Genomic DNA, 22,469 nt, shown 5'->3' with positions numbered 1-22,469 from the left:
CATGCAGCGTTTCGAAGGCCGCGTAGCGGTGATCACCGGCGGTGCCAGCGGAATCGGGCTCGCGTCCGCCCGGCGGCTGGCCAGCGAAGGCGCGAAGATCGTCATCGCCGACGTCACCCCCGAGCAGGGCAAGCTCGCCGCGGACGAGGTCGGTGGCGAGTTCATCCAGACCGACGTCACCGACGAAGCCCAGGTCGAGGCCCTGTTCCAGACCACAGTGGACCGTTTCGGCTCGGTCGACGTCGCGTTCAACAACGCGGGTATTTCGCCGCCTGACGACGACTCGATCCTCACCACCGGCCTGGAGGCTTGGCAGCGCGTCCAGCAGGTCAACCTGACCTCGGTGTACCTGTGCTGCAAGTACGTGATCCCGCACATGCAGCGCCAAGGCAAGGGCTCGATCATCAACACCGCGTCGTTCGTCGCGGTGATGGGCGCGGCCACGTCACAGATCTCGTACACCGCGTCCAAGGGCGGCGTGCTGTCGATGAGCCGCGAGCTGGGCGTGCAGTTCGCGCGGGAGAACATCCGCATCAACGCACTTTGCCCGGGTCCGGTGAACACCCCGCTGCTCAAGGAGCTGTTCGCGAAGGACCCCGAGCGCGCCGCGCGCCGCTTGGTGCACGTCCCGGTCGGCCGCTTCGCTGAGCCCGAGGAACTGGCCGCCGCCGTGGCATTCTTGGCCAGCGATGACGCGTCGTTCATCACCGCTTCGCAGTTCTTGGTCGACGGCGGCATCTCCGGCGCCTACGTCACCCCGCTCTGATTGCCTCTGAAGGCCACCATGAGGGACTCTAGCGCCCTCATGGTGGCCTTCAGAGCATGTCTCGCTAGGGCAACCCGGGATCGACGTTCGATCGCGCTCGCGGGGCACAACCGGGCGATAGTCGGCGGAGCCCCAGTACACCGGGCCGGACCCCATCTCGCCACGACCGCGACGTTCGAGCCAGCCCGGCATATCGTGAATGTCCCTGAAGGCCACCATCACGGCGTTAAACGCCGTGATGGTGGCCTTCAGGGACCATCCGACCGCTTCGGTCGCGCGACCTCGAAAACGTGACCACGGGTTTTGAACACGAAGACCACCCAGGGGAACCCCAGGACTTCCCGGAGCCTGCCAGTCCGGCTAGGACGCCCGAGAGCGCACCCAAGGAGGCGCCAAGTCCCCCGTTTGGGGATGGTGATCACGGGTCCGGCAGGGGACACTTTCACCTGTCCCGGTGATGATGATCATGAACGTGGGCAGGAGTGGGTACAACGGGACAGGTGGGGTGCCGTGCTCCGCCATCCGGTGACCAGGAGGTCCCTCGCGTGATTCGCCAGGCGGATTCGGTCCTGCAGGAATGTCTCGAGCTTTGCGAACAGTGCCGAACACGATGTGAGCGGGCACTTGCGCACAGCGAAGGCGAGCTGGCGACCCTCGGCTCGGTCATGGTCACCTGCACCGCCATGTCCCGCATCTGCGCCGACATGTTGTCGCACACTTCCAGTATGTCGGCCGACCTCGCCGTCCTGCGGATGTCCGCGCGCACGCTGTGCGGGCTCGCCGCGCACCTCATGTCCGTCTGCGCCGAGGCCTGCCTCAGGACGCACGACCGTGAACTCCACGAGGTCGGCGCGCTGCTCTCCCGGTGCGCCGGGCTCTGCACTCAGGTCGCCGTTCCCCGTCCGCGAGTGCCGACGGAGGATCGGCCGGGCCTGGGTGTGGCGTGTCCGGCGTTAGGTGGACGCGGGCGGAACGCGGCAGGTACGGTACGCGCAACAACTGCATATCGGGCCGTTCGAGCTGGAGCGGGAGAGCCCTCATGAAGTCGATGGGGCACCGAAGGAGCAAACTCCCCGGAATCTCTCAGGTACCCACTACCGCTTCACGCGAGGCCACTCTGGAAAGCAGGCGCATCCGCGCGCCTCACCCAAGGTGAAAGCCGCTGCCGAGCCCGGCGAGCGGTGAAACTCTCAGGTGCCATGACAGAGGGGGAGTTCCCAGCGCACGGTTGTGTCCGGCGCCTGACCGAGGAGCTCCCCTGACCAGCACTTCTTTCGACGCCCGGCATATCGGTCCCGCGGAGTCCGAGCAGGCCAAGATGCTCGCCGAATGCGGTTACGGCAGCCTGGACGCACTCGTCGACGCCGCTGTTCCCAGCGCCATCCGCGTCACCCGTGACCTCGACCTTCCGCCTGCCGCGTCCGAAGAGGACGCCATCGCTGAGCTGCGCGCGCTCGCCGCGCGTAACCGTCCGATGACGCAGATGATCGGCCTCGGCTACAGCGACACGGTCACCCCCGCGGTCATCCGCCGCAACGTGCTCGAGAGCCCGGCTTGGTACACGGCGTACACGCCGTATCAGCCCGAGATCTCGCAGGGCCGCCTCGAGGCGCTCCTCAACTTCCAGACCATGGTCTCCGACCTCACCGGCCTCGACACCGCCAACGCCTCCCTGCTCGACGAGTCGACCGCCGTCGCCGAGGCCGTGCTGCTCATGCGCCGCGTGGCGAAGTCCAAGTCCAACGTCGTCGTGCTCGACGCCGAGGTCCTCCCGCAGACCATCGCTGTGGTCCGCACGCGCGCCGAGGCCGTCGGCATCGAGGTCGAGGTCCGCGACCTGCTGACCGGGCTGCCGGACGAGTTCTTCGGTGTCGTCGTCCAGTACCCCGGCGCGTCCGGCGTACTGCGCGGAGCGGGCTTCTACCGCGCGATCTCCGAGTCGGCGAAGGCCGCGAAGGCGCTCTACACCGTCGCCGCGGACCTGCTGTCCCTCACGCTCATCACCTCGCCGGGTGAGTTCGGCGCCGACGTCGCCGCCGGTTCGACGCAGCGCTTCGGCGTCCCGCTCGGCTACGGCGGCCCGCACGCCGGGTACCTGTCGGTCCGCTCCGGGCTTGAGCGTTCGCTGCCGGGTCGCCTGGTCGGCGTGTCCGTCGACGCCGACGGCAACCCCGCGTACCGCCTCGCGCTGCAGACCCGCGAGCAGCACATCCGCCGCGAGAAGGCGACCTCCAACATCTGTACCGCGCAGGTCCTGCCCGCCGTGCTCGCCGCGATGTACGCGGTCTACCACGGTCCGGACGGCCTCAAGCGCATCGCGACCCGCGTCCACGAGCTGGCCGCCGGGCTCGCCCAGTCCCTGCGTGACGGTGGCGTCGAGGTCGTGCACGAGGGCTTCTTCGACACCGTCCTCGCGCACGTTCCCGGCCGCGCCGCCGCCGTGCACGCGGCAGCCCGCGAGAGCGGCATCAACCTCGGCCATGTCGACGGTGACCACGTCCGCATCGCGTGCGACGAGCTGACCCGGCCCGAAACGATCGCCAGCGTGCTCCGCGCGTTCGGCATCGACGACTCGGTCGAGGGCACGAGCGCCCTGCCCACCGGGATCGTTCGCGAGAGCGACTACCTCTCGCACGAGGTCTTCTCCTCGCACCGCTCCGAGACCGCGATGCTGCGCTACCTGCGCAGCCTTTCCGATCAGGACTACGCGCTCGACCGCGGCATGATCCCGCTCGGCTCCTGCACGATGAAGCTGAACGCCACCACCGAGATGGAGCCGATCAGCTGGCGCGAGTTCGCGGGCATTCACCCGTTCGCGCCCGTCGAGGACGCCGAGGGCTACCACGTCCTGGTCGAGCAGCTGGCAGGCTGGCTCGCCGAGGTCACCGGCTACGACAAGGTGTCCCTGCAGCCGAACGCGGGCAGCCAGGGCGAGTACGCCGGCCTGCTGGCGATCCGCGCCTACCACCGCGCCAACGGCCAGGCCGAGCGTGAGGTCTGCCTGATCCCGTCGTCCGCGCACGGCACCAACGCGGCGTCCGCGGTCCTCGCGGGCATGCGCGTCGTCGTGGTCAAGTGCACCGACGAGGGCAACGTCGACCTCGACGACCTCAGGTCCAAAGTGGAGACCCACAAGGACACCCTCGCCGCGATCATGGTCACGTACCCGTCCACCCACGGTGTGTACGAGCACAGCATCGACGAGCTGGCGAAGATCGTGCACGACGCGGGCGGCCAGGTCTACGTCGACGGCGCGAACCTCAACGCGCTGCTCGGGCTGGCCAAGCCGGGCGAGTTCGGCGGCGACGTCTCGCACCTGAACCTGCACAAGACCTTCTGCATCCCGCACGGCGGCGGCGGCCCCGGCGTCGGCCCGGTCGCGGTGCGTTCGCACCTCGCGCCGTACCTGCCCAACCACCCGCTGCACGGTGGCGCGGGCCCCGAAACCGGCGTCGGCCCGATCTCGGGCGCGCCGTTCGGCTCGGCCTCGATCCTGCCGATCTCCTGGGCGTACGTCCGGATGATGGGCGCGCCCGGCCTCACCACCGCGACCAAGGTCGCCGTGCTCGCGGCGAACTACGTGGCCGCGCGGCTTTCCCCGCACTACCCGGTGCTCTACACCGGCCAGGACGGCCTGGTCGCGCACGAGTGCATCCTCGACCTGCGGGGGATCACCAAGGAGACCGGCGTGACGGTCGACGACGTCGCGAAGCGCCTGGTCGACTACGGGTTCCACGCGCCGACGATGTCCTTCCCGGTCGCGGGCACGCTCATGGTCGAGCCGACCGAGAGCGAGGACCTCGGCGAGATCGACCGCTTCTGCGACGCGATGATCGCCATCCGCCGCGAGATCGACGCCGTGGCCGAAGGTCGCTGGAAGGTCGAGGAGAGCCCGCTGCGCAACGCACCGCACACCGCGTCGACGCTGGTCGGCGAATGGGATCACCCGTACGACCGCGAGCTGGCGGTGTACCCGGCCGGGGTGTCGCGCAAGAACAAGTACTGGCCGCCGGTCCGCCGCATCGACGGTGCCAAGGGTGACCGTAATCTTGTCTGTTCCTGCCCGCCCATCAACGCTTACGAAGGCTGAGGAATGTCGAAAGAGTCGCCGCTGTACGGAGTCCACAAGGGACTCGGTGCGCTGTTCACCGACTTCGCGGGCTGGTCCATGCCGGTCCGGTACTCGAGCGAACTGGCCGAGCACAAGGCCGTCCGCGAGGCCGCCGGGCTGTTCGACCTCTCGCACATGGCCGAGATCGAGGTCACCGGCCCGCAGGCCGCGGACGTCCTCGACTACGCCTTCGTCGGCAATCTCTCCGCCGTCAAGGTCGGCCGGGCGCGCTACACGATGATCTGCAACGCCGAGGGCGGTGTGCTCGACGACCTGGTCGTCTACCGGCTCGCCGACGAGAAGTTCCTCGTCGTGGCGAACGCGGGCAACGCCGACGTCGTCGCCGCGGCGCTGGCCGAGCGGGTCGCCGGGTTCGACGCCGTCGTGACGAACAAGTCCGAGGATGTCGCGCTGATCGCCGTCCAGGGGCCGCGCGCGGTCGACATCCTGAGCGCCGTCACCGACGCCGACCTCGCCGAGCTCAAGTACTACGCGAGCGTCCCGGCCGTCGTGAAGGGCCATGACGTCCTGCTCGCTCGTACGGGTTACACCGGTGAGGACGGCTTCGAGCTGTACGTCGCCGCCGCCGAGGCACCCGCCGTGTGGCAGCTGCTGACCGAGGCGGGGGCGCCGCACGGCCTGCTCCCGGCCGGGCTCGCCTGCCGCGACACCCTGCGGCTGGAAGCCGGAATGCCGTTGTACGGCAACGAACTCAGCCTCGAGCTCAGCCCGTTCGAGGCCGGTCTCGGCCGGGTCGTGAAGTTCGAAAAGCCGAACGACTTCGTCGGCAAGGCGGCGCTCGAACAGCTCGCCAAGGCTGATGTCCCCCGTGTGCGTGTCGGTCTCAAGGGGACCGGCCGCCGCGCCCCCCGCCACGGCTACAAGCTGCTGGCGGACGGGGTCGAGGTCGGCGAGGTCACCAGCGGGGCGTTGTCACCCACGCTGGGTCACCCGATCGCGATGGCGTACGTCGATCGGGCGCACACCGCGCCCGGCACCCAGCTCTCCGTCGACATCCGGGGCAAGATCGAGCCCGTCGAGGTCGTCGAAATCCCCTTCTACCAGCGAGGCTGAATCCCAGTGAGCATCCCCCAGCACCTGAAGTACACGAAGGAACACGAGTGGATCAGCGTCGAAGGTGACGTCGCCACCGTCGGCATCACCGCCTTCGCCGCCGAATCGCTCGGCGACATCGTCTTCGTGCAGCTCCCGGCCGTCGGCGAAAAGGTCGCCGCGGGCGAGGTCTTCGGCGAGGTCGAGTCGACCAAGTCCGTCAGCGAGCTCTACGCCCCGCTGAGCGGCGAGGTCGTCGAGGTCAACGACGCGGTCACCGAGACCCCCGAGCTGATCAACTCGGACCCGTTCGACCAGGGTTGGCTACTGAAGGTGCGCACCGACGACGTGCCCGAGCTGCTCGACGCCGCCGCCTACGCGGCGCTGACCCAGGAAGGCTGAGCCATGACCTCCAGCTTCAACCAGTCCCTCGCCGAGGTCGACCCCGAGGTCTCCGCCGCGGTGTCCGCCGAGCTGCACCGCCAGCAGTCGACGCTGGAGATGATCGCGTCGGAGAACTTCGCCCCGGTGGGCGTGCTCGAGGCGCAGGGTTCGGTACTGACCAACAAGTACGCCGAGGGCTACCCCGGCCGTCGTTACTACGGTGGCTGCGAGCACGTCGACGTCATCGAGCAGCTGGCCATCGACCGCGCGAAGGCGCTGTTCGGCGCGGAGCACGCCAACGTCCAGCCGCACTCGGGCGCGCAGGCCAACGCCGCCGCGATGGTCGCCGTGCTGAACCCCGGCGACACCATTCTCGGCCTGGACCTCGCGCACGGCGGGCACCTGACGCACGGCATGCGGATCAACTTCTCCGGCAAGCTGTACAACGTCGTCGCGTACCACGTCGACTCCGAGACCGGCCTGGTCGACATGGACGAGGTCGAGCGCCTCGCCAAGGAGCACAAGCCGAAGCTGATCATCGCGGGCTGGTCGGCGTACCCGCGTCAGCTCGACTTCGCGGAGTTCCGCCGCATCGCCGACGAGATCGACGCCAAGATCATGGTCGACATGGCGCATTTCGCCGGTCTGGTCGCGGCCGGGCTGCACCCGAGCCCGGTGCCGTTCGCCGACATCGTCACCACGACCACGCACAAGACCCTCGGCGGTCCGCGCGGCGGCATCATCCTGTGCAAGCAGGAGCTCGCGAAGAAGATCAACTCCGCGGTCTTCCCCGGCCAGCAGGGTGGCCCGCTGGAGCACGTCATCGCGGCCAAGGCCGTCGCGCTGAAGATCGCCGCGAGCGACGAGTTCCGTGAGCGTCAGCAGCGCGTCCTCGAAGGTGCGAAGCTCCTCGCTGAGCGGCTCTCGCAGGACACCGCCGAGACCGGCGTGCGTGTCTTGACCGGCGGCACCGACGTCCACCTGGTGCTCGTCGACCTGGTGAACTCCACTTTGGACGGTCAGCAGGCCGAGGACCGGCTGCACTCGGTCGGCATCACGGTCAACCGCAACGCCGTCCCGAACGACCCGCGCCCGCCGATGGTCACCTCCGGCCTGCGGATCGGCACCCCGGCACTGGCCGCCCGCGGTTTCGGCGCGGACGACTTCGCCGAGGTCTCCGACGTCATCGCCCAGGCCCTGCGCCCGGACTTCGACGACGCGCTGCGCCAGACGCTCGCCGCCCGCGTGGAACTGCTGGCCAAGAAGCACCCGCTGTACGCGGAACTCTCGCGATGAACGCTGCCCCGGATGGTCGGAAGTTGTTGCGCCTTGAGGTGCGTAACTCCCAGACTCCCATCGAGAAGAAGCCGCCGTGGATCAAGACGAAGGCGCGGATGGGGCCCGAGTTCACTGAGCTTAAGGGTTTGGTGAAGCGCGAGGGTCTGCACACGGTGTGTGAGGAGGCTGGTTGTCCCAATATTTACGAGTGTTGGGAGGACCGTGAGGCGACGTTTCTCATTGGTGGGTCGCAGTGCACTCGTCGGTGTGATTTCTGTCAGATCGATACGGGTAAGCCGGATGCGTTGGACCGGGCTGAGCCGCGGAAGGTGGCGGAGTCGGTTCAGGCGATGGGGTTGCGGTATTCGACGGTGACCGGTGTCGCGCGTGATGACTTGGAAGATGGTGGCGCGTGGTTGTATGCGGAGACGGTGCGCCAGATTCACGAGCTGAACCCGGGTACGGGTGTCGAGTTGCTGATTCCGGATTTCAACGCTGATCCTGATCAGCTGGTTGAGGTGTTTGGGTCGCGGCCGGAGGTGTTGGCGCACAATGTGGAGACGGTGCCGCGGATTTTCAAGCGGATCCGTCCTGGTTTCCGGTATGCGCGGTCGTTGTCGGTGATCACGGCCGCTCGTGAGGCTGGTTTGGTGACGAAGTCGAACTTGATCCTGGGGATGGGTGAGACTCCCGATGAGGTGGGGTCCGCGATGCGGGATCTGGTCGACGCGGGGTGTGAGATTTTGACGATCACGCAGTATCTGCGGCCGTCGCCGCGTCATCACCCGGTGGATCGGTGGGTGAAGCCGGAGGAGTTTGTGGCGCATTCGGACGCGGCGCTGGCGATGGGTTTCGCCGGGGTCATGGCCGGTCCGCTGGTGCGCTCGTCGTACCGCGCGGGCCGGTTGTTCGCGCAGACCAAGCAGCACCGCGGCGAGGAACTCCCGGCCAACCTGGAACACCTGGCCGCGCAGGGCCCCGCCGCCCAAGAAGCCAGTTCTCTCCTGGCCAGATAAGACAAGGACGTCTCATGGCCATCAGTGTTTTCGACCTCTTCTCCATCGGCATCGGCCCGTCGAGCTCCCACACCGTGGGGCCGATGCGGGCCGCGCGGACCTTCGTCGACGGCCTCGCCGACGAAGGCCAGCTGACCAGCACCACCCGCGTCCAGGCCGAGCTGTTCGGCTCGCTGGGCGCGACCGGGTGGGGGCACGGCAGCGACAAGGCCGTGCTGCTCGGGCTGTCCGGTGAACGGCCGGAGGCCATCGACACCGATTCGGTGGCGGGGAAGGTGGGCGAGATCCGCGAGTCGTGCAGCCTCAAGCTGCGTGGCGAGCACGAGATCGTCTTCACCGAAGACACTGACCTGACCATGCACCGCCGCAAGTCGCTCCCGGCGCACCCGAACGGCATGATCTTCCGTGCCTTCGACGCGTCGGGGGCGCTGCTACGGGAACGGACGTACTACTCGGTCGGCGGGGGGTTCGTCCGTGACGAGTCCTACGAGACCGACACGGTTGTCGTCGAGGACGCGACCCCGCTGCCGTTCCCGTTCCGGACCGGCGGTGACCTGCTCAAACACTGCGCGGACACCGGGCTGCCGGTCAGCGAGATCATGATGCGCAACGAACTTTCGTGGCGTAGCCGCGAAGAGGTGCGGGCCGGGCTGCTGGCCATCTGGCAGGTCATGGTCGAGTGCGTGAACAACGGCTGTGAGCACGACGGCGTCCTGCCCGGCGGGCTGAAAGTACCGCGACGGGCGCGCTCGCTACACGAGAAACTGCTGGCAGAGGACGGCGTCGGGGACCCGTTGTACGCGATGGACTGGGTCAGCCTGTACGCCTTGGCCGTCAACGAGGAGAACGCCGCGGGCGGGCGGGTCGTCACCGCCCCGACCAACGGCGCGGCCGGGATCATCCCGGCGGTTTTGCACTACTACCAGCGGTTCATTCGCGGTTCCAGCGACGACGGCATCGTGACTTTCCTGCTCACGGCCGGTGCGCTGGGCTCGATCCTCAAGCAGACCGGCTCGATCTCGGGTGCCGAGGTCGGCTGCCAGGGCGAGGTCGGTTCGGCCTGCGCGATGGCCGCGGCCGGGCTCACCGAGGTCCTCGGCGGCTCGCCCGCTCAGGTCGAGAACGCCGCCGAGATCGGCGTCGAGCACCACCTCGGGCTCACCTGCGACCCGGTCGGCGGGCTGGTGCAGATCCCGTGCATCGAGCGCAACGCCGTCGGCGCGTCGAAGGCGATCCATGCCGCGCGGATGGCGATGCGCGGCGACGGCAGCCACATCGTCACGCTGGACAAGGCCATCAAGACGATGCGCGAGACCGGTGCCGACATGAGCGTCAAGTACAAGGAGACCTCGCGCGGCGGACTCGCCGTCAACGTCATCGAGTGCTGAGTGCTTAGACTCGCGTGATGGAGACGTCGAGCACGGTGGCCAACGCGGGGGACGCGCTGTTCCGTCCCGTGCGCTCGGGCAACGCGTTCGAGGAGACTGTCGAGCGGCTGCTCCAGTCAATCCGGCTCGGGGTCGTCGGCGCGGGGGAGCGGCTGCCGTCCGAGCGTGAGCTGGCCGAACGCCTCGGCGTCAGCCGGGTGACGCTGCGGGAGGCGATCCGCGCGCTGTCCGACGCGGGGTACGTCGAGTCGCGGCGTGGGCGCTACGGCGGCACGTTCGTCAACGAGAGCCTGCCCGCGCCGCCCGAGCACATCGGCGACGGCCGGAAGATCGACGCAGTGGTCCTGGAGGACGCGCTGAGCCTGCGTCACGTGCTGGAGACCGGCGCGGCCGAGATGGCCGCCGCCCGCTCGCTCACCCCGGCCGACCGGCAGCACCTGACCAGCACCCTGGCCGAGGCCGCGGCCGCGGACCTGGCCGACCACCGGCGCAAGGATTCCCGCCTGCACCTGGCGATCGCCGAGGTCACCGCGTCCGGCTCGCTGACCACCGCGATGGCCGACGCCCGGATGCGCGTCAACCAGCTGCTCGACGAGATCCCGCTGCTCCAACCCAACCTCGAGCACTCGAACGCCCAGCACGAGGCGATCATCGACGCCATCCTCGCGGGGGACCCGCCCGCCGCCCGGCGCGCGATGGCCGAGCACGTCGAGGGCACCGCTTCGCTGCTACGCGCCTTCTTGTCCTGACTCCCGTGTGATCAGCCTGCCGTCACGCGTGTCTGGATGGCCGTCACGCGTGATGGAAATGCCGCCACGCGTGTTTGGGGGAGGGGCGGTGGCGACAATTGGTGATTATCCCACTAAACCTTTTCACCCGTTCGGGCGTCTTAGCTGTCGTGGATCAGCTTCCGGAGGACGAATCGCAGGAGACGGACACCGAGACAGCGAAGCTCACCACGGAAGCGGTGAGTCGAGGGCGGAAACGGTGGTGGCGGGTCCGCCGGATCGCCTACCGGTTCTTCGGGCTGGCCATCGGCGTGCCGCTGGCAGCGTTCGCCGTCGGCTATTTCGTGCTCGACGTTCGCAGCCCGCAGGACGTCCTCGCCGAGCTCGACAAGACCGTCATGCTCCAGTACGCCGACGGCAGCGAGCTGACGAAGGTGCTCCCGCCCGGCGGCGACCGGCTGTTCGTGCCCTACGCGGCCGTCCCGGAGAAGCTGCGCAACGCGATCGTCGCGGTCGAGGACCCGACCTTCTGGGACAACCAGGGCTTCGACCCCACCGGGATCGGCCGGGCCGCGCTGACCGGGGTCGGCGGCGGCTCCGGCATCACCCAGCAGTACATCAAGAAGTCCACCGGCGACGACGACGCCACCATCACGCGCAAGTTCTCCGAGCTGGTGCTGGCCACGAAGATCACCCAGCAGCAGAGCAAGGAACAGATCTTCGAGGGCTACGTCAACGTCATCTCGTTCGGGCGGAGCACGTTCGGCCCGGCGTCGGCGATGAACGCCTACTTCGGCAAGCCGCTGGACAACTCGATGACCTGGAGCGAGGCCGCCTTCCTGGCCGGGATGATCCAGTCGCCGTCCGTGCACGACCCGGCCGCCTCCGGCAACGAGCACGCGGCCAAGCGCTGGAAGTACGTGGTCGACAAGCTCGTCGAGCGGCACTACGTCACCCCGGCTGAAGCGGCGACGATGAGCTATCCGGAGGCCGAGGTCCAGGCGCCGTCGGAAACCAGGGCCGGGAAGGTCACCTACAGCGAATACCACATCAAGCAGCAGGTCCTGGCCGAGCTGGAGCAGCTCGGGTTCCCCCTCGACCGGCTGCGCCGGGGTGCGCTGAAGATCGAGACCACCATCGACCGCCGTACCCAGGAATCGGCGGCGAAGACCGTCAAGGACAGGCTGACCGGCGAGCCGGAGCAGTTCCGTGCCTCGCTGGTCGCCGTCGAGCCCGGCACCGGCGCCGTCCGCGCGTACGAGGGCGGGAACGCGAGCGTGCACGACTACGCGGGCACCGAGGTGCCGACCGGCTCGGCCTTCTATCCGTTCACGGTCGCTGCCGCGCTGCGTGCCGGTATCGGTGTCGACCAGGCGTTCCGCTCGCCGGAGAAGATCCAGTTCCTCGGCGAGACCTTCCGCTACCAGAACCGCTGTTCGAGCGCCGAGCACTGCACCCTGCGGGAGGCGCTGGCGAAGTCGGCCGACGCGCCGTTCGTCGACCTGACCCGCAAGCTCGGCCCGGACGCGGTGAGCAAGGCCGCCCGCGACGCCGGGATCCCCGAGACCGTCGAGGGCGCGCCGACGCTGCGCGAGCAGGACGGGTTCCTGATCGGCGCCGGGATCGCCGTCGGGCGGTACCCACTGCGGCCCAGCGACATAGCCGGCGCGTACGCCACGTTCGCGAACGACGGGATGCGGGTCACGCCGCACCTGGTGTCCAAGATCCGCGACGAAAAGGGCGACGTGATCTGGGCGCACACGTCCGCGCCCGTCCCCGCGTTCGACGACCAGGACACCTCCCGCCGGATCTCGGGCAACGTGACCGGCGCGCTCCAGCAGCACCTCTCCGACGGCAGGCCCGTGGCGCTGATGGAGGGCGAGTTCCGCTACGCCGAGACCTCGGACAACGCCAGCGGCTGGGCGGTGGGCTACACCCCGCAGCTCGCGACCGCGGTCTGGGTCGGTTCCGACAACCCCGGCCGGATGCGCGACGCGCACGACGCGCAGTTGACAGGCAAGACCGTGCCCGCCGACATCTGGCGCACGTTCATGGACGGCTACCACCACGATCTGCCGGTGCGCGGTTTCCCGCCGGAGCGGCCGATCGGCACCGCGCCACGACGGTGATCGCCCGCAACTCGTCGACGAATCGTGGTCGACAAGTTGCCCGGCTCAGTCGTCGACAGCCGCGTAGGCCGCTGTCCAGAAGTCCTCCTTCGCGTGCCAGGGCGCGGGCCAGTCGCTGCGCTGTGTGAGCAGCACACCGGTCAGGTCCTCCGCCGGATCCGCCGCCCATGACGTGCCGAGGCCGCCGTCCCAGCCGAACTGCCCCGGCTTGGCCGCATTGAGATGCCGGTTCACCACTGCCATCCCGAAGCCCCAGCCGCGGCCCTCGCCGAGCAGGAGCCGCCCGCTGTCCGCCTGCTCCGGCGTGAGGTGATCGGCCGTCATCAGCTCCACCGACGGCCGCGAGAGGATCCGCTCGCCGCCGTATTTGCCCTTGCCGAGCAGCATGCGGCTGAACGCGAGGTAGTCGTCGGCGGTGGACACCAGCCCGGCCCCGCCGTCCCGGAACGCGGGCGGAACGGTCCACTGGCTGTCTTCCACGCCGTCGTAGACGTCGAGCCTGCCCTGCTCGTTGGGCTGGTATGCCGTCGAGAACCGGGGCAAGTCCTTTTCGGACACGACGAACCCGGTGCCGGACATGCCGAGCGGGCCGAAGATCCGGTCGGCGAAGAAGACGTCCAGCGGCTGCCCGGAGGCGCGCTCGATCAGCACCGACAGCAGGCTCGAACCGACCTGGTACATCCATTTCTCGCCGGGCTGGTGCAGCAATGGCAGCTCCCCGAACCGGCGGAGCCACTCGTCCGGTGCCAGCGGGGTCGCGGGTTTGGGCGGCCCGATCGCCAGCTCGCGCTCGTCGATCGCCTGCTGGATGGGATACCGCCCCGGCGGAGCCAGCACCACCCCGAACCCGAGCCGGAACGTGAGCAAGTCCCGCACGGTGATGGGCCGGTTCGCGGGCACGGTGTCGTCCAGCTCGGAATCGAGGCTACGCAACACTTTCCGGTTCGCGAGTTCGGGTAGCAGCTCGTCGACCGGGTCGTCCAGCCGGACTCTGCCCTCCTCGACCAGGATCATCGCCGCGACGGCCGTGACCGGCTTGGTCATGGAGCTGATCCGGAACAACGTGTCCCGCCGCATCGGCTCGCCGCCGAACGACTGATGGCCGAGCGCCTCGACGTGCACCTCGTCACCGCGCGCGACCAGCCCTACCAGCCCCGGCACGTCGTCACGCTCGACATACCCGGCCAGGACCTCATGCAGGCGGTGCAGCCGCGCCGGAGAAAGCAGGCTCATCTCGGTCTCCTCTGTATTTGGCCGGTGTGCTCACAAACTCGCGCCGCCGCGGCTGCCCCTGGCGGCACTGAAAGAGGGCGCGCTGCGTGAAGTCTCCGTTTCGCAAAGCGCGGCGAAACTGTGGCGTCTTTCGTGGGTTACGCGACAACCAGTGCGATGGTCAGGCCGTCGTAACCCTTGGTGCCTACGGTTTGCAGGGCGGTGGCGTCTACGCGGGGTTCGGCGGCGATCAGGTCGTGCATCTTTCGGATGCCGAGGACGTTCGGGTCCGTGCTGGCCGCGTCGGCCACTCGGCCGTCGCGGATCACGTTGTCCACCACGATCACGGAGCCTGGGTGGGACAGAGCCAGCGCCGCGGTGAAGTAGGCGGGGTTGTTGACCTTGTCCGCGTCGATGAACGCCAGGTCGAAAGGGCCTTCGACGCTCGGCAGGGTTTCGAGGGCCTTGCCGATCCGGACTTCCACCCGGTCGGCGAAACCGGCGGCGGCGATGTTCGCGCGGGCTACTTCGGCGTGCTTCGGGTCGTACTCCAGGGTGACCAGGTGGCCGTCGGCGGGCAGAGCTCGGGCGAGCCAGATCGCGCTGTAGCCGCCCAGCGTGCCGATCTCCAGTATCGAGCGCGCGCCGGTCATCCTGGCGAGCAGGTGCAGGAATTTGCCCTGCGTCGGCGAGACCGCGATCCCCGGCAGCCCGGCTGCCTCCGCCGCCTTTGTGGCCGCGTCGAGCACCGGATCGAACGGGACGAGCACGCCGAGATAGTCGTCTACTTGGGACCAGAGTTCCTGGGTCATGGCACCTCCTCCGTCACCTTACGTCTACCCGGAGTGCGGGAGAGGGGTGTCAGGGGGTGCGGCGCCCGGCCTTGGGGATCACCAGGGGGGTGCCGGTCTCGGGGCAGGGCATCACTCGGCAGGGGAGCTCGAAGATCTCCTCGACGTTCGCCGCGGTGACGACCTCCTCGGGCGGGCCGGTGGCGATGACGCGGCCGTCGCGCATCGCGATCATGTGCGTGGCGTAGCGTGCCGCGTGGTTCAGGTCGTGCAGGACGGCCACCAGCGTCCGGCCCTGCTTCGCGTGCAGCTCCGCGCACAGGTCGAGGATGTCCATCTGGTGGGCGATGTCGAGGTACGTCGTGGGCTCGTCGAGCAGGAGCAGGTCGGTCTCCTGCGCGAGCGCCATCGCCATCCAGACGCGCTGGCGCTGGCCGCCGGACAGCTCGTCGACCAGCCGCTCGGCGAGGTCTTCGACGCCGGTGGCGCGCATCGAGCCGGCGACCACGACGGCGTCCTCGCGGGACCACTGGCGCAGGAGCTTCTGATGCGGGTAGCGGCCGCGGGCCACCAGGTCGGCCACCGTGATGCCGTCGGGGGCGATCGAGCTCTGCGGCAGCAGGCCGAGCCTGCGCGCGACCTCCTTGGCCGCGTACGAGGAGATCACCTGGCCGTCGAGGTAGACCGCTCCCTGGCGAGGCTTCAGCATCCGGGCGAGCGCGCGCAGCAGCGTCGTCTTGCCGCAGGCGTTCGGGCCGACGATCACGGTGAACGACTGGTCGGGGATGACGACCCCGAGGTCCTCGGCGACGGTGCGGCCGTCGTAGGCGAGGGTGAGCGACTCGGCGCGCAGCCGCGTCGCGGTCCGCGTGGCGGGCTCGGCCAGCGTGTTCACGGTCTGTTCCACACAGGTTAGGCTAACCTAGTCACCCTCGTTCGTGGGGCGCCGGCGGTCTCCTTCGTCGAACATCACCACTCGATGGCACCATTGCCCAGGCAATGCTCGGTGCAAGCTCGGTGTAATGAGGAGGCGGGCATGGACGACTACCGCGTCATCGCGGACGCGCTCGCCGCAGACGTCGGTGCGGGCAGGCTCCGCCCCGGCGACCGGCTCCCGCCCCAGCGCCGCTTCGCCCGTGATCGCGGGATCGCCAACTCGACCGCCGCCAGGGTCTACGGCGAGCTCGTCCGGCGCGGGCTCGCGGTCGGCGAGGTCGGGCGCGGCACGTTCATCCGCGCCGCCAAGCCCGCGCTCGAACCGGCGCTCGCCGAGCCCGGCGACGCGCGGATCGACCTGGAACTCAACTTCGCCGTCCTGCCGGATCAGGCCGCCCTGCTCGCGCGGGGGCTGGAACCGTTGCTGCGCAACGACGTCTTCGAGACCACCCTGCGGCCGAGCGTCGTGACGGGCACACGGCTCGCGCGCGAGGCCGCCGCGCAGATGCTCGCCCGCGGCGCCTGGACGCCGAATCCCGACGACCTGCTGTTCACCGGCAGCGGCCGCCAGGCCATCGCCGCCGCCGTCGCCGCTTTCGTGCCGGTCGGGGAACGGCTCGCCGTCGAATCGCTCACCTATCCGGTCGCGAAAGCCGTCGCCGGGCGGCTGGGCGTCACACTCGTGCCGATCGAGACCGACGCCGCCGGGATGGTGCCGGAAGCGCTGGAGGAGGCGCATCGCGCCGCCCCGCTGCGCGCGGTGTACCTGCAGCCCACGCTGCACAACCCGCTCGGGATCACCATGGACGGCCCGCGCCTCGCCGCCCTCGCCGCCACGCTGCGCAGGCTCGACCTGCCCGCGATCGAGGACGGCATCTACACCTTCCTGCGCCAGGACGCCCCGGCCCTCGCGGAGCTCGCGCCCGAGCGCACGGTCCTCGTCGACAGCCTGTCCAAACGGCTCGCGCCCGGCCTCACCACGGGGTTCGTGGTGGCCCCGGCCTCGATGAACGCCCGGATCGCCGCGGCCGCGCGCTCCGGTGGCTGGACGGCCGGGCGGTTCGCCGTCGCGGCGGCCACACAATGGATCACCGACGGCACCGTGGCGGCGATCGTCAGTGCCAAACAGCTCGACGCGGCCGGGCGACAGCGGCTCACGGCCGAGCGGCTGGCCGGGTTCACCCTGCACGCCGACCCGCACGCCTATCACTGCTGGTGGGAGCTGCCCGGACAGTGGCGCGCCGAGACCTTCGTCGCCGCCGCGGCCCGGTACGGGATCGCGCTCACCCCGGCCGCCGCGTTCGCCGTGGTCCCCGGCCACGCCCCGAATGCCGTCCGCCTCGCGCTCGGCTCACCCGCGCCACAGGTCCTCGCGTCGGCTCTGGACGTCCTGGCCGGGCTGGCCGCCGGACGTCCCGAGGACGCCGTCGTCGAGTAGCGCCCCACCCAGAAGCCCCTGAAGGCCACCTTCACCGCGTTAAACGCCGTGAAGGTGGCCTTCAGGGGCAATCGAATCGGGCACGCCGAATCAGCGGTGCGGGACCCATTTGCCGACGAAGCTGCCGCAGGTGACCACCAGCCCGGTGAGCCGGGCCTGGATCGCCTGCTCCAGCCCCAGGTAGTCGAAGATCGGCGTCTCCGGTGGCACCTTCGCGGGCACCGGGCCGCCGACGGCCAGCACCTGTCTCGGCACGGTCTGGAACAGCACGAGGTAGTCGCCGTCGCGGTTCAGCTCGTCCGCGGTGGCCAGCATCCGCTGCGGCGCGTCCGCGACGATCTCCAGCGGCAGCGGCCATTCCAGCGGGAACGGGTTGCGCAGCCGCAGCGCGGGGTAGGCGAAGGTGTTGTCCGGCAGCACCGCCGTGCGCCCGGCCGGGAACCGGCCGACGCAGTCACGGATCTGCGAGACGTAGGTGAACGTGTTCGGGTTGGTCCGGATCCCGCGCATGTCCGGGATGATCGTGCCGAGGTCCGCGGTCAGCTGGTCGTGCGCGACGTCGAGATAGGCGTGCTGATCGTGGCGATACACCACCTGCTGACCCGCGAGCGCGACCACGGCCAGCCCGGCGACCGCCGTCAGCGGCCACAGGCTCAGCCGCGACGGCCACTCGAACGGGGGCGGCATCCCGTCGGCGAGCAGCAGCAGCGCGGTCAGTCCCAGCGAACCGGTCAGCAGCGTCGGGGTGTCGTTGCCCCAGGACAGGCTGATCATGAACCCGGTCGCCAGCACCAGTAGCCCGGCCCACGGCACCCGCCGGCGGGTGATCGTGTTCGCGACCACGGCGATCGCGGCGCTCCACCACAGCACATCGGCCCAGCGCGACGGCCCGGTGAACCCGCCGTCCACCACGGTCAGCAGCACGGCCGCCGCGCCGCCGAGCACGAACAGCCAGGACGCCAGCCTGCCGAACAGCCCCAGCCTGCCCTCGAACAGGCGCAGCGCGATCAGGATCGCGGCGGCGATGGCGAACAGCGCCAGCTCTGGCAGCGGCGGGTCGACGAACGTCGGGTCGGCTTCACCGGTCATCCAGAGCCCGAGCAGCCGCTCGCCGTAGGCCGGGGTGCCGCCGGTGAGCTGGTCGACCATCGCCGTGAAGCCGCCGCCCGCCACCACAACGCCGACGTACACCAGCGGGAACGCGCCGAGCGCGAGCAGATCGGCGATCGTGCGCCACCACCAGCGCGCGGTGCGGAACGCGCCTTCGCGCAGCGCCGGGTGCAGGAGCAGGTACAGCACGCCGATGACGGCCGCGAGCACGAAACTCTGCTTGACGAACACCGCGCAGCCCAGCAGGAACAGTCCCGAACGACGCGGGAACGCCCGCCCGGTCCGGATTCCCGCATCGAGTGCCCACGCGCCGCACGCGGTGAGCGCGATGCCGTCCACGGTGTGCCAGGCCATCAGCGGGAAGCCGTTGAGGTTGATCAGTGACGCGGCCGCGACCAGCGCGGTGAGGCCGGGGCCCCAGTCGCGCACCCGGCGGCGGGTGAGCAGCACGGTGAACGCCATGGTCGAGATGATGATCTCGATCATGCTGAGCACGCTCGAGACGAAGAACAGCGGGCCGGGCACCACGAAATCGACGACGTGCAGGATCGCCGAGCCGAGCGGGCGCGCGGAGATGATGTCCGCGTGCGGGATCTCCCCGTGCAGCACCCGCCAGGCCTGCGCCAGGATGAAGCCCTGGTCGGACGGGTGGAAGCCGAACCGGCCGACCCGGAATTCGGTGGCCAGCGCCAGTATCACGATCCACGCGGCGTGCAGCGGCAGCAGTCGGCCCGGCTTCGTGACGGCGGCGGGCCCGGCGGCCCCGGCTTTGGGCAGCGGGGGACTGGCGACGTCCACGCAGCCCCTTCCGTCGTCGTCCCGCGTCGCCGACCTCGGCGTCCGGGGAAACGATGGTAGCGGCCGGGCCCCGGCCCCGATCGAGCCGGAGGCCGGGGTGCGCCGTGTCAGGCCCGGCGGCGCCAGACGAGCCGCGTGATCGCGCCCGCGACCGACGCCAGCGGTGCCTGCCGGGGCAGGCTCTTGGCCTCCGGGGCGGACTCCGGCATCGCCCGGTAGGCCAGGTGCACGACGAGTCGCGACAGCCTCGGCGCCAGCAGCGTCGCCAGCTCGGCGGCCCGGCCCTCGGGCAGGCTGAGGATCTCCGGACGTCGTTCCAGCGCCTTGACCACCAGCGCTGCGGCCCGTTCCGGGCTGCTGGACGGGAGGCCACGGTACGAGCCGGTCGGCGTGATCATGTCGGTGCGCACGAGCGGCATCCGGACCGAGGTGAAGGTGACGCCGTCGGACAGCGTTTCGCGCCCGGCGACGAGCCCGAACTCCTCCAGCGCGGCCTTCGACGCGAGGTACGCGGTGAAGCGCGGGGTGTCGGTCTGCAGGCCCTGGGTGGTGACGTTGACGATGTGGCCGAACCCGCGTTCGCTCATCGACGGCAGCAGCCCGAGGATCAGCCGCACCGGGCCGAAGTAGTTGATCGCCATCGTGCGCTCGTAGTCGTGGAACCGCTCCGTCGACAGCCGCACCGAGCGCCGGATCGACCGGCCCGCGTTGTTGACCAGCATGTCGATCGCGCCGTGCGCGGCGAGCACGTCCTTGACCAGCGCGTCCACCGCGCCGCCGTCGGTCAGGTCGCACGGGTACGCGGCGGCCCTGCCCCCGGCCGCGACGATCTGCTCGACGACCTGGTCCAGCTCCTCGGCGCGCCGGGCCACCAGCACGACCTCGGCGCCCTTGGCGGCGACGGCGAGTGCGGAGGCGCGCCCGATTCCCGAGGACGCGCCGGTGATCAGGACGGTCCGGCCACGCAGCGCGTCCGGGCCGGGGCGCTTGCGCCCGCGGTCGGTGTCGAGGTGGTCGAGCCAGTAGCCATACAGCGGGGCCGCGTAGTCGCGCAGCGCGGGGAGGGTGATCCGGCCGGGGGCCAGCGCGGCGGTGGTGGCGGCGGTGACGAAGTCGACGTCCATGCTCAGATGCGGCAGGACCTCCAGCGGGACACCGAGTTCGGCGAGCACCGCGGCGCGTGCCCGCCGTCCACCGGGTACCCGGTCGACGCCCGCGGCGGCGGCACTGGCGACCCGGGAGCCCGCCCGGCGCAGCGCGGACGAGGGCCCGGCGGGCAGGACCGCGCCGATCGTCGGCCCACCGGCCGCCCGCGCGAAGGCGTTGTAGACCTCGTGCAACGGCTGCGGCCGTGGTGATCCCAGGTGGTACGTGCTGCCCGACGGCGCGTCGGCGTGCATGAGGAACTCGATCGCTTCGACGACGTAGTCGACCGGCACGAGGTTGGTCGAGCCGAGGTCGGGAGCCGCCAGTGGCAGCCGCCGGGGGAGCGCCGCGAGACGCGAGATGGCCGGGAGGAAGTAGTACGGACCGTCGATCTTGTCCATTTCGCCGGTGTGCGAATCGCCGACCACGGCCGAGGGCCGGTACACCCGATAGGGCGTCTTCCCGTGGGTGCGCACCAGTTTTTCGGCCTCGAACTTCGTGGCGTGGTACGGCGAGGCGAAGCTCTGACCGAGATCGAAATCGGCCTCGGTGAACCGTCCGTCGTGCTCGCCGGCGACCGCGATGGACGAGATGTGGTGCACCAGCCCGGCGTTCGCCGCGGCGGCGAAGGTGAGCAGGTTGCGCGTGCCGTCGACGTTCGCGGCCCGGTTGGCCGCCTCGCCGGCGGTGAGGTCGTAGATCGCGCCGAGGTGGACGACGTGGTCGATGGGGTCGAGCGCGGCCGGGTCGATCCCGAGCCCCTCCTCGGTGAGGTCGCCGGTGACCGGCACCAGTTTCCCGGCGTCCGGCCAGTCCTGCGCCAGCGCGGCCAGCTTGCCGCGGGAGGTCTCGCGCACCAGCGCGTACACGGCGGTGGTGTCCTGCCGCCGCACCAGGCGGGCGACGAGGCGCTTCCCGAGGAAGCCCGTCGCGCCCGTCACGAAGTAGGTCGTCATCGCCGGCACCTTTGCTCGCGGAACTCGTCTGTCGGTGCCGACTCTAACCTACTCGCAAGTAGGAACGGTAGTTGTCATCCGTTCGCGGGATGTTGTGCGACGGCGACGACGGCGTCTCGCAGCGCGGCCCGCAGCCGCCCCACGTCCAGCGGGCCGAGCACGGCCGCCTCTCCCGGCGGCGCCACCAGCACGACCTTGTCGCTGTTCACGAATACCGTCAGATCCCGGCGCCTGCCCGCCAGATCCCGGCAGCTGACAGACCATTCGTCCCGAGAAGTCGATGTCACGGCCCTCACCCTCCGATTCGCCTCTACGGTCGCTCTTCGTGCGAGGCTGGGACGAACCCCCCGTGACGGCGTGACGCGGTTTTCCCAAGATTCCTACTGATGGGTTAACACTGACCGCTGACCTGCGTATTCAGCGAAATCCGGCCGCTCACCGGGTCTGGAACGGCCGGAAACCCCGGCGCAGGTAGTTGGTCAGCGCGTTCGGGTGATCGCGGGTCGAGGTGTGCAGCCAGACCCGCCGCAACGGCTCGCCGCCGAGGGGTTCGACCTGCCAGGCCTGTTCGACGGCCAGCGTCAGCGCGTGCCCGCCCAGCCCCCGGCCGATGTACTCCGGCAGCAGGCCGAAGGTGGTGATCTCCACTTCGCCGTCCTGCTGCGGCTCGAAATCGGCGATCCCCGCGACCTCTTTCCGGTACTTCACCAGCCGGTAGCAGCGGGGAAGCGCCAGCCACCCGGCCCAGTCCTCGTCCGACCGGGTCACGCCCGGCCAGCTGTACGGAGTCCCGATGCGGGTGTGCAACTCCCGGATCAGCGGCGAGCCCGCGTCGACGGGCTCCAGCGTCAGCCCGCTCTTGACCTTGGCGGGCCGTAACTCGCTCAGCGCGGTTATCTCCAGGTAACTGATGATCTCCTCCAAGCCTGTGTTTTTGGCCGGCACGCTCACAAATTCGCGCCGCCAGGTCGCCCCTGGTGTCCACCGTAAGCGCGGGTCTTGTTTGTAAGGGGGCGACCTACCGTCGCGAGTTGGGAGGGCCTGGCGGCCCTGAAAGAGGGCGCGCGGCGTGAAGTCTCCACTCGCAGAGCTCGCGGAGACCCCGTGGTCCCGGCAAACTGTGGTGGCTGGATTTTGTGGTGCGTGTCGGGGTTGGGTTGCTGAAGGTGGCTTCAGGGTAGGCGCGTGGCCGGAACCGGGCGGGCGGTGCGGTGCGCAGAGAGGCTGCT

The 22,469-nt window shown here is 69.8% G+C and carries 17 protein-coding genes and 1 riboswitch; of the genes, 10 read left to right on the top strand and 7 right to left on the bottom strand.

Annotation, left to right across the window (positions count from 1 at the left end; translation table 11 throughout):
- Position 1 precedes the first annotated feature (1 nt).
- From QMK34_RS00170 to QMK34_RS00130, 9 genes are all read left to right on the top strand, one after another.
- A complete protein-coding gene (locus QMK34_RS00170; RefSeq protein WP_326409896.1) occupies positions 2-766 on the top strand; it encodes a 3-oxoacyl-ACP reductase in 765 nt (254 codons plus the stop codon).
- A gap of 1,016 nt (positions 767-1,782) precedes the next feature.
- A riboswitch (glycine riboswitch) is annotated at positions 1,783-1,876 on the top strand.
- Positions 1,877-2,024: 148 nt separating this feature from the next.
- Positions 2,025-4,856, top strand: coding sequence for an aminomethyl-transferring glycine dehydrogenase (gene gcvP / locus QMK34_RS00165; protein WP_326410222.1), 2,832 nt, complete (start codon positions 2,025-2,027; stop codon positions 4,854-4,856).
- Between the two features lie 3 nt (positions 4,857-4,859).
- Positions 4,860-5,951 carry a glycine cleavage system aminomethyltransferase GcvT gene (gene gcvT, locus QMK34_RS00160; protein ID WP_326409894.1) on the top strand — a complete coding sequence of 364 codons (1,092 nt, stop codon included), beginning with the start codon at positions 4,860-4,862 and terminating at the stop codon, positions 5,949-5,951.
- A gap of 6 nt (positions 5,952-5,957) precedes the next feature.
- Positions 5,958-6,332 (top strand): glycine cleavage system protein GcvH, encoded by a 375-nt coding sequence (gene gcvH, locus QMK34_RS00155; RefSeq protein ID WP_326409892.1) that lies wholly within the window; start codon positions 5,958-5,960, stop codon positions 6,330-6,332.
- Between the two features lie 3 nt (positions 6,333-6,335).
- On the top strand, positions 6,336-7,610 hold the full coding sequence (glyA, locus tag QMK34_RS00150; RefSeq protein WP_326409890.1) for a serine hydroxymethyltransferase: 1,275 nt from the start codon (positions 6,336-6,338) through the stop codon (positions 7,608-7,610).
- Positions 7,607-8,608 carry a lipoyl synthase gene (gene lipA / locus QMK34_RS00145; protein WP_326409888.1) on the top strand — a complete coding sequence of 334 codons (1,002 nt, stop codon included), beginning with the start codon at positions 7,607-7,609 and terminating at the stop codon, positions 8,606-8,608. The genes glyA and lipA overlap by 4 nt, the downstream gene beginning before the upstream one ends.
- Positions 8,609-8,622: 14 nt before the next feature.
- On the top strand, positions 8,623-9,996 hold the full coding sequence (locus QMK34_RS00140) for an L-serine ammonia-lyase (RefSeq protein ID WP_326409886.1): 1,374 nt from the start codon (positions 8,623-8,625) through the stop codon (positions 9,994-9,996).
- Between the two features lie 17 nt (positions 9,997-10,013).
- Positions 10,014-10,745: a FadR/GntR family transcriptional regulator gene (locus QMK34_RS00135; RefSeq protein WP_326409885.1), complete on the top strand. Its 732-nt coding sequence runs from the start codon at positions 10,014-10,016 to the stop codon at positions 10,743-10,745.
- A 149-nt stretch (positions 10,746-10,894) separates the two neighbouring features.
- The gene (locus QMK34_RS00130; protein WP_442785071.1) at positions 10,895-12,853 is read left to right on the top strand and encodes a transglycosylase domain-containing protein; all 1,959 of its coding nucleotides are present in this window, start codon (positions 10,895-10,897) and stop codon (positions 12,851-12,853) included.
- A 45-nt stretch (positions 12,854-12,898) separates the two neighbouring features.
- Here the strand turns inward: QMK34_RS00130 and QMK34_RS00125 are convergent, their stop codons facing one another.
- The 3 genes from QMK34_RS00125 to QMK34_RS00115 form a co-directional block, all read right to left on the bottom strand.
- Complete coding sequence (locus QMK34_RS00125; protein WP_326409882.1) at positions 12,899-14,086, bottom strand: serine hydrolase domain-containing protein; 1,188 nt, start codon at positions 14,084-14,086, stop codon at positions 12,899-12,901.
- Between the two features lie 137 nt (positions 14,087-14,223).
- Positions 14,224-14,877: an O-methyltransferase gene (locus tag QMK34_RS00120; protein ID WP_326409880.1), complete on the bottom strand. Its 654-nt coding sequence runs from the start codon at positions 14,875-14,877 to the stop codon at positions 14,224-14,226.
- A 49-nt stretch (positions 14,878-14,926) separates the two neighbouring features.
- Positions 14,927-15,763 carry an ABC transporter ATP-binding protein gene (locus QMK34_RS00115; protein WP_326409878.1) on the bottom strand — a complete coding sequence of 279 codons (837 nt, stop codon included), beginning with the start codon at positions 15,761-15,763 and terminating at the stop codon, positions 14,927-14,929.
- 129 nt (positions 15,764-15,892) lie between these two features.
- Here QMK34_RS00115 and QMK34_RS00110 point away from each other — a divergent pair, with 129 nt between their 5' ends.
- Entirely contained in the window at positions 15,893-17,230 is a 1,338-nt protein-coding gene (locus QMK34_RS00110) for an aminotransferase-like domain-containing protein (protein WP_326409875.1), read from the top strand.
- A gap of 90 nt (positions 17,231-17,320) precedes the next feature.
- On the opposite strand, the gene QMK34_RS00105 is transcribed toward QMK34_RS00110, so the two are convergent.
- The 4 genes from QMK34_RS00105 to QMK34_RS00090 form a co-directional block, all read right to left on the bottom strand.
- Positions 17,321-19,138: a hypothetical protein gene (locus QMK34_RS00105; protein WP_326409873.1), complete on the bottom strand. Its 1,818-nt coding sequence runs from the start codon at positions 19,136-19,138 to the stop codon at positions 17,321-17,323.
- A gap of 107 nt (positions 19,139-19,245) precedes the next feature.
- Entirely contained in the window at positions 19,246-21,240 is a 1,995-nt protein-coding gene (locus QMK34_RS00100; protein WP_326409871.1) for an SDR family oxidoreductase, read from the bottom strand.
- Positions 21,241-21,314: 74 nt separating this feature from the next.
- Positions 21,315-21,527 carry a hypothetical protein gene (locus tag QMK34_RS00095; RefSeq protein ID WP_326409869.1) on the bottom strand — a complete coding sequence of 71 codons (213 nt, stop codon included), beginning with the start codon at positions 21,525-21,527 and terminating at the stop codon, positions 21,315-21,317.
- Between the two features lie 148 nt (positions 21,528-21,675).
- Positions 21,676-22,164, bottom strand: coding sequence for a GNAT family N-acetyltransferase (locus QMK34_RS00090; protein WP_326409867.1), 489 nt, complete (start codon positions 22,162-22,164; stop codon positions 21,676-21,678).
- Positions 22,165-22,469 lie beyond the last annotated feature (305 nt).

Origin of the sequence: Amycolatopsis sp. H20-H5 (genome assembly GCF_035828755.1) — a bacterium.
GTDB lineage: Bacteria > Actinomycetota > Actinomycetes > Mycobacteriales > Pseudonocardiaceae > Amycolatopsis.
Note: the sequence above shows the minus strand (reverse complement) of the source record. Positions and strands in the feature narration are given on the sequence as shown.

Bases quoted from the DNA above. Each gene is read 5' to 3' on its own strand.
- QMK34_RS00170 (WP_326409896.1), top strand. From the start codon at position 2: ATGCAGCGTTTCGAAGGCCGCGTAGCGGTGATCACCGGCGGTGCCAGC.
- gcvT (WP_326409894.1), top strand. From the start codon at position 4,860: ATGTCGAAAGAGTCGCCGCTGTACGGAGTCCACAAGGGACTCGGTGCG.
- glyA (WP_326409890.1), top strand. From the start codon at position 6,336: ATGACCTCCAGCTTCAACCAGTCCCTCGCCGAGGTCGACCCCGAGGTC.
- lipA (WP_326409888.1), top strand. From the start codon at position 7,607: ATGAACGCTGCCCCGGATGGTCGGAAGTTGTTGCGCCTTGAGGTGCGT.
- QMK34_RS00140 (WP_326409886.1), top strand. From the start codon at position 8,623: ATGGCCATCAGTGTTTTCGACCTCTTCTCCATCGGCATCGGCCCGTCG.
- QMK34_RS00135 (WP_326409885.1), top strand. From the start codon at position 10,014: ATGGAGACGTCGAGCACGGTGGCCAACGCGGGGGACGCGCTGTTCCGT.
- QMK34_RS00125 (WP_326409882.1), bottom strand. From the start codon at position 14,086: ATGAGCCTGCTTTCTCCGGCGCGGCTGCACCGCCTGCATGAGGTCCTG.
- QMK34_RS00120 (WP_326409880.1), bottom strand. From the start codon at position 14,877: ATGACCCAGGAACTCTGGTCCCAAGTAGACGACTATCTCGGCGTGCTC.
- QMK34_RS00110 (WP_326409875.1), top strand. From the start codon at position 15,893: ATGGACGACTACCGCGTCATCGCGGACGCGCTCGCCGCAGACGTCGGT.
- QMK34_RS00100 (WP_326409871.1), bottom strand. From the start codon at position 21,240: ATGACGACCTACTTCGTGACGGGCGCGACGGGCTTCCTCGGGAAGCGC.